The sequence below is a fragment of the Capnocytophaga sp. oral taxon 335 str. F0486 genome, assembly GCF_000277665.1.
Lineage (GTDB): Bacteria > Bacteroidota > Bacteroidia > Flavobacteriales > Flavobacteriaceae > Capnocytophaga > Capnocytophaga ochracea.
On the sequence record NZ_AKFR01000002.1, the window covers coordinates 21988 to 28991 of the forward strand.

Annotated in this window: 9 protein-coding genes; all 9 read left to right on the forward strand. The window is 39.3% G+C overall.

Annotated features, from left to right (window positions below; genetic code table 11):
• Positions 1-221: 221 nt before the first annotated feature.
• Positions 222-1250 carry a rod shape-determining protein gene (locus HMPREF1320_RS00230; RefSeq protein WP_002675473.1) on the forward strand — a complete coding sequence of 343 codons (1029 nt, stop codon included), beginning with the start codon at positions 222-224 and terminating at the stop codon, positions 1248-1250.
• A 35-nt stretch (positions 1251-1285) separates the two neighbouring features.
• A complete protein-coding gene (gene mreC, locus HMPREF1320_RS00235; protein ID WP_034553675.1) occupies positions 1286-2122 on the forward strand; it encodes a rod shape-determining protein MreC in 837 nt (278 codons plus the stop codon).
• The gene (gene mreD / locus HMPREF1320_RS00240) at positions 2119-2625 is read left to right on the forward strand and encodes a rod shape-determining protein MreD (RefSeq protein WP_009411304.1); all 507 of its coding nucleotides are present in this window, start codon (positions 2119-2121) and stop codon (positions 2623-2625) included. The genes mreC and mreD overlap by 4 nt, the downstream gene beginning before the upstream one ends.
• Positions 2622-4481: a penicillin-binding protein 2 gene (mrdA, locus tag HMPREF1320_RS00245; protein WP_002675470.1), complete on the forward strand. Its 1860-nt coding sequence runs from the start codon at positions 2622-2624 to the stop codon at positions 4479-4481. The genes mreD and mrdA overlap by 4 nt, the downstream gene beginning before the upstream one ends.
• A complete protein-coding gene (locus tag HMPREF1320_RS00250) occupies positions 4481-5032 on the forward strand; it encodes a Maf-like protein (protein ID WP_009417012.1) in 552 nt (183 codons plus the stop codon). Before mrdA ends, HMPREF1320_RS00250 begins: the two co-directional genes overlap by 1 nt.
• 178 nt (positions 5033-5210) lie before the next feature.
• A complete protein-coding gene (locus HMPREF1320_RS00255) occupies positions 5211-5657 on the forward strand; it encodes a polymer-forming cytoskeletal protein (protein ID WP_002675467.1) in 447 nt (148 codons plus the stop codon).
• Positions 5608-5850, forward strand: a complete 243-nt coding sequence (locus HMPREF1320_RS00260) for an AtpZ/AtpI family protein (protein ID WP_083835334.1) — start codon at positions 5608-5610, stop codon at positions 5848-5850. The genes HMPREF1320_RS00255 and HMPREF1320_RS00260 overlap by 50 nt, the downstream gene beginning before the upstream one ends.
• Positions 5840-6223 (forward strand): hypothetical protein, encoded by a 384-nt coding sequence (locus HMPREF1320_RS00265; protein ID WP_051018404.1) that lies wholly within the window; start codon positions 5840-5842, stop codon positions 6221-6223. The genes HMPREF1320_RS00260 and HMPREF1320_RS00265 overlap by 11 nt, the downstream gene beginning before the upstream one ends.
• Positions 6224-6560: 337 nt before the next feature.
• Positions 6561-6731, forward strand: a complete 171-nt coding sequence (locus tag HMPREF1320_RS11435; protein WP_157446746.1) for a hypothetical protein — start codon at positions 6561-6563, stop codon at positions 6729-6731.
• Positions 6732-7004 lie beyond the last annotated feature (273 nt).

Consider the following 7004-nt stretch of genomic DNA (forward strand, 5'->3'; position numbering starts at 1 on the left):
AGATGTTATATTATATCGAATAGACATTATTAAATAGAAATTCATATGAACTGATAAACAGCAAGATAAGAGGCAGTTAGCCATAAAGTTTTTAGAAAAAGTGTAAGAATATTTGTGTAGGTCAAAAAAAAATCGTAAAATTGCACCCGCAAAAAGTAGTGTCTACAAAACACTTAAATAACTGATTTATAAGGTAAATATATAATAGAAAGAAAAATAATATGGGTTTTTTTGATTTCTTGACAGAAGAAATAGCCATTGATTTGGGTACTGCGAACACCCTCATTATTCACAATGACAGGGTAGTGATTGATAGTCCATCGATTGTAGCAATAGATAGGACAACCAGAAGAATTATAGCCGTAGGTAGAGAAGCACGGCTAATGCAAGGGAAAACACACCCTAATATCACCACTGTTCGTCCGCTAAAAGACGGGGTAATTGCCGACTTTGACGCTTCGGAACAGATGATAGGAATGCTTATTAAAAGTATACCTGCGTTGCGCAAACGCTTTTTCTCGCCTTCGTTGCGTATGGTAGTTTGTATCCCCTCAGGAATTACCGAGGTGGAAACGCGTGCGGTACGCGAGTCGTGCGAACGTGTGAACGGTAAGGATATTTACCTCGTACACGAACCGATGGCAGCGGCTATTGGTATAGGGCTTGACATTATGCAACCTAAGGGTAATATGATTATCGACATAGGTGGGGGTACTACCGAGATTGCGGTGATTGCCTTAGGGGGTATTGTATGCGACAAGTCGGTAAAAATTGCAGGGGATATTTTCAACTCGGATATTGTGCACTATATGCGTACGCAACATAACCTTTACGTAGGGGAAAGTACTGCAGAAAACATTAAGATGACCGTAGGAGCTGCTACTGAAGACCTCGATGCCCCACCAGATGATATTATGGTACAAGGGCGTGACCTGCTCACCGGTAAACCTAAGCAAGTGCAAGTATCCTACCGCGAAATGGTGAAAGCACTGGATAAATCTATTCTTCGTATAGAAGATGCTATAATGGAGACACTTTCGCAAACGCCTCCTGAATTGGCTGCCGATATCTATAATACAGGTATCTATATGGCAGGTGGTGGATCGATGTTGCGAGGGTTAGACAAACGTATTTCTATGAAAACTGACCTCCCTGTATACGTAGCCGAAGACCCTTTGCGTGCCGTAGTACGTGGAACAGGTATCACTCTAAAAAATATTAACAAATTCAGAAGTATTTTATTAAAGTAAAGATAGATAGAGGTAAGAGATAAGAAACAAGAGGTATGAACCAAATCATTCAATTCTTTATGAGGTCGAGGGACTTTTTTGTGTTCCTCGCACTGTTCTTATGCGCTATTGGTTTGGTTTTTAACAGCAATTATTATCCTCAGAGTGCTTACATAAACTCAGCGAATGCAGTGTCGGGTAGGCTTTACAGTTTCACAGACTATTGGGCACAATATTTTAGCTTACGCGGTCAGAACGAAACCCTTACTGAGGAGAATAGAGTTCTGCGCTCACAACTCTTACGGATGGAACAGCAAATCCGCAATATATCTCTTGTAGATTCAGTGTCATTCCCCACTACCGATTCACTGAAATACAAGGTACTTAAAGCAAATGTGATAAAAAATAGTTTCCGTTTAAAAAACAACTACCTCACTATCGACAAAGGTACGAAAGACGGTGTAAAGCAAGATATGGGAGTGCTCTCGCCACAGGGAGTTGTGGGAATAATAGAGAATACTTCGGAGAGGTTTGCTACTGTACAAAGTGTACTGAATACTAGGTCGGCACTGAATGCAATGGTGAAGCGCACACAACACTTTGGTTCATTGCGTTGGGATACCAGAGAGGTGAATAAAGTACAGCTGTTAGAAGTACCTAATATAGCCCCTATACAGAATGGAGACACGATTGTAACAGGGGGTATGTCGAACATATTCCCTAAGGGAATTCCTATTGGCAGGATAGTTCATTTTGAAAAGAGCAAAAAGGATAATACGTATATCATTGATGTAAAGCTATTTGCTGATATGTCGAACCTTGAATATGTGTATATTATTGAAGATAGAGATAGAGCAGCCGTTTCTGACTTAGAAAAACAGAACCCAAAATGAGTCACCCAGTAGTAAGAAATGTATATTTATTTGTATTCTTAGTGTTGTTGCAGGTACTCATCTTCAACAATGTGGAGTATTGGGGCTATGTAAATCCGATGGTTTACATAGTGTTTATACTGTTATTACCCTATCGTGAAAACAGAATGCCTTCATTGGTAGCGGCATTTTTAATAGGGTTGTGTATAGACATTTTTTCTAATACGGGAGGGTTGCACGCTGCCAGTAGTGTACTTATAGCTTATTTGCGTAATCCGATACTACTAACAGTATTTGGCAAGAATTTTGAGTATCAAGAATTGGATTTGCTCGCTTATCCGTTTTCTAAGATTTTTAGCTATACAACCTTGATGGTGGTAGTGCATCACACACTGTTTTATTTCTTAGAAGTCTTTAACTTCAATCACTTGTTTCTTACATTAGCAAAGATTGTAGGAGCATCTATCTTCACTATCATCGTTTGTTTGCTATTCATCTATCTGTTTAGTAAAAATAAGAAATGAGAAAATATCTGTTGCCCATTATTATTCTTTTTGTGGCAGTGGTGTTCTTAGTACGGTTATTCTTCTTACAAGTAATATTTCACGAGGAAAATACAGGAATTGACAACATTGCTATTGAAACGGTATACGATTACCCCGAACGCGGATATATTTACGACCGTAATGGAGAACTATTAGTATCGAACCAACCTGCCTATGACGTGATGGTTGTGCCCAGTGAGGTGAAAACTCTCGATACCTTAGAGCTTTGTGGACTCCTTGAAATCAGTAAAGAAGAGTTTAGGGAACGACTCATAAAAGCAAGTGATTACTCACGCAAAAAACCTTCGGTAATCGTGCACCAGCTCTCCAAAGACGATTATGCTGTACTACAAGAAAAGTTGCGCAAGTTTCAAGGATTTTATATACAGAAGCGAATGCTCCGCAGTTACCTCACTCACAATGCGGGAAATGTATTGGGATATATCAGCGAGGTAAATGAATGGGAACTAAAAAAGAACCCTTATTACTTAGCTGGTGAACTGATAGGTCGCAGTGGGGTAGAAAAACAATACGAGGAATTCTTACGAGGTAAAAAAGGTGTACAATTCTTCCAAAAAGACAAACACAACGCTGCCATTGAACGTTATAAAAATGGCGCAATGGATACTTTGCCTATCACTGGGCAACCTTTGCAACTAACCATAGACATCAACTTGCAAGCCTATGGCGAAATGCTGATGCAACACAAACACGGCGGAATTGTAGCTATAGAACCTAAAACAGGTGAGATTCTCGCATTGATATCAGCACCTACTTTTGACCCTGCTCTGTTGGTAGGACGTGAACGTTCTAAAAACTACACAGCCCTTTATAACGATTCGATTGCTAAACCTCTTTACGACCGCACACTATTAGCAGAATACCCACCAGGGTCGCCATTTAAAGTAATAAACGCACTAATAGGCTTACAGGAAGGTGTGATAACACCAGGTAGTGTATTCAGCTGTGGAGGAGGTTATCGTTTTGGAGGGCGTATAATGCGTTGCCACTGCGGGCGCAGTTCTAATGACTTATTACACGGGATAGCTTTTTCTTGTAACTCTTATTTTGCAAATACCTATAAGCGTGCTATTGATATGAAAACCACTTCGGCAGTGGGTATGGACAAGTGGAATGCTCACGTACGAAGTTTTGGATTGGGAAGCTTTTTAGGTGCTGACCTACCGACGGGACGTGCAGGGAAAGTACCTAATACTGCTTTGTATGACAAACAATATGGTAAAGGTCGCTGGAATGGTACAACCAATATCTCTAACGCTATTGGGCAAGGAGAACTGCTCACCACTCCTATACAGCTTGCTAATGTTATGGCAGCTATCGCTAATAGAGGTTATTACTATACCCCTCATATCGTAAAAAAAATAGATAATAAAATTACTCCATTTCAAGAGTATACCGTTGCTAAGCACACTACAATAGCCCCTAAGAACTTTGAACCTGTGATTAGAGGTATGAATATGGCATATGAGCAAGGTACTGCACGCCGTACCCAAATTGAAGGTATTAATATCGCTGCTAAAACAGGTACCGCCGAAAACTTTATAAAAGTGAATGGCAAGCGTATGCAACTTACTGACCACTCTATATTTGTAGCTTTTGCCCCCATAGAAGACCCTAAGATTGCTATTGCCGTATTTGTGGAAAACGGGTATTACGGAGCACGAGTAGCTGCTCCCATCGCCTCACTAATGATTGAAAAATACCTAAAAGGTGAAGTATACCGCTGCGACCTCGAAAAACAAATGCTCGAAAAGAGTCTTGAAGACGAATATATGAAGCCTTATAGCGGATTGCCTTTTACCATCAACCGATAATGAAGAAAATTATATTAGCTTCAGGCTCACCGCGCCGTCAGCAGTTCCTGAAAGAATTAGATATCCCTTATGAGGTAGTTCTTAGACCCATAGACGAAACCTACCCTAAACACTTAAAGCGAGAGCAAATCACCGACTATCTCGCCCAGCTGAAAGCTACGCCCTTTGCGGCTGAAATACCTACGGATTGTGTGCTTCTCACCTCTGATACTATTGTGTGGCACGAAGGTAAAGCCCTTGGTAAACCCAAAGACACTACCGAAGCCTTTGCAATGTTGCGTTCGCTCTCGGGGAAGACTCACGAGGTAATTACCTCTATATGTTTTACTACTAATGAAAAGCAAATAACGGAACACTGTATTACGAAAGTAACCTTTAAAGAGCTTTCCGACGACGAAATAACCTATTACATCAATCACTATCAGCCATTTGACAAAGCAGGAGCTTATGGTATACAGGAGTGGATAGGACATATAGGAGTTACCACTATTGAAGGCTCTTATAACAACGTAATGGGGCTGCCTACGCATTTAATTAAAGAACAAATATAAAAAGAAGTAAACTCTGGTAATTCTTGAATTTTACCAGAGTTTTTTCTTATATACTAATTAGCTTAAACTATTAAGAAACAATTTATTAAGAAAAATAATAAAAAAAGAATTATTAAAAAAATTGCAGTTTTAAAATATTTATTGTACTTTTGGGGCTGTATTTTAAATAGAAATACAAATGGCTATATTTAATAAAGAGAGAGATAATAAAAAGATTATTATGGCAGCAGAAAATCCCACAGGAAGTAGCAACCGTATTGTTACTGAAACAAAATTCAAAGGAGAAATCAATTCAAAATCTGATTTTAGAATTGATGGTGAAGTGGAAGGAACTTTCCAAACTTCAGGTAAATTAGTAGTAGGCAGAACCGGTGTGATAAAAGGCACTGTGATTTGCGAAAACGCCGATATTGAAGGTAAAATAACAGGTACCCTCAAAGTGAGTAGTATTTTAAGTTTAAAATCTACTGCAGTTGTAGAAGGCGAAGTGTACGTAGATAAGCTTTCTATAGAACCAGGAGCGGTATTTAACGTTTCTTGCTCGATGAAAGGAGGCAAAAACAGCTTTACCATCAATGAAAAACCACAAGCACCACTTACAGCCGAAAAACAACCACCTAAATAAGTGGATTACCTTTTCACAAATAGGGCTACAAATGGCTATGGTAATAGCCATTTGTAGCTTTTTTGGTGTTTGGTTAGACGGTAAATTTCCTAATGAGTACTCTCTATGGACAGTGGTATGTTCGCTTTTTGGGGTATTTGGGGCTATGTATTCAGTAATTAAGAAAGCCCAACAGATGAGCGATGAAGAGTAACATACTTCTGTTTGTAAAATATTTATTATTGCTTATTGCCGGAGGGGTAGGACTCTTTTGGCTATATAATTATTGCGTAAACACAGAGGGCATTAGTTTATACTATTCGCTAAATACCTTGCTCATCTTCCATTGTGGTTTATCTTTCTTCTTATTTAGTATTATCTTCATTGTAAACAAAAGGCGCAAACAACACACTGCTTTTGCTTTTATGGCGGGCTTTGTATTGCGATTTGTAGCCGTAGTAATTCTCTCACTTCCACTGGTAAAAACTGTAAGTTCTTCTCCTTTACACGAAATGCTCTTCATCTTATTACCTTCTTTTTATTTTACAACCATAGAGGCGGTATTAGCGATTCAGTTGATAAAATAAGTGCGAGCCGTATGGCGGGTAGAAAATTTGGAAATTAGCAAATGAGAAAATGAGAAAATGAGTAGTGATAAAAATAGTTTTTTGATGGGTCTGACTTGTCAGACAAATCGGACTGGTCTGAGTTATCGGAGGAAAACGAAAAATATAAAAAGTGAGTTGGGAGGATTTTTGATGAGAAAAGGCTGTAAGATGGGTGGTGTTAGCTTATAGAGAGCTTATAGGAAGCTTATGCGAATCTTGGAAGATTGGTATAGGAAGGTGATGCAAAAGGTAAACGGGGTTCGAGGCGAAAGAAAAAGAATCCTCACCCCGTCCCTCTCCCAAGGAGAGGGGGAGTGTGGTGACGGAAAATCAAAAGAAACCTCTCACCTTACACATACTCCGTTCTCGCGGTGCACATACCCAGCTATTGCTGGCTACCTCGGAGAAGGGGAAGGTAGCGACGGAAAAAGGAACAAATGACGAAGGACGAGAGGCGAATGATGAAGGCAAGGCGATGGTAAGATAAAGGAAATGTAAAGTCCGGGTGTTGCAATTTTGTAGAAAAGCACCTTGTTAAAGACACTATCTGTGAATTTGAATCAGAAGTATGTAAGTTCCACTAATAATTGCAATTTTAAGTAGTAATTTACTTTTATTTTTCAGAGGTTTTGCCTCTAAGGGGCCCTCTGATCGCTACTTTAAACTCTCGCACAGATTACACGGATTGTACGGATTTAGACCCCGATTGATTTCAATATTATAGAACAAAAGTGCACGGATTTTAGCAACAAGTTGCTTA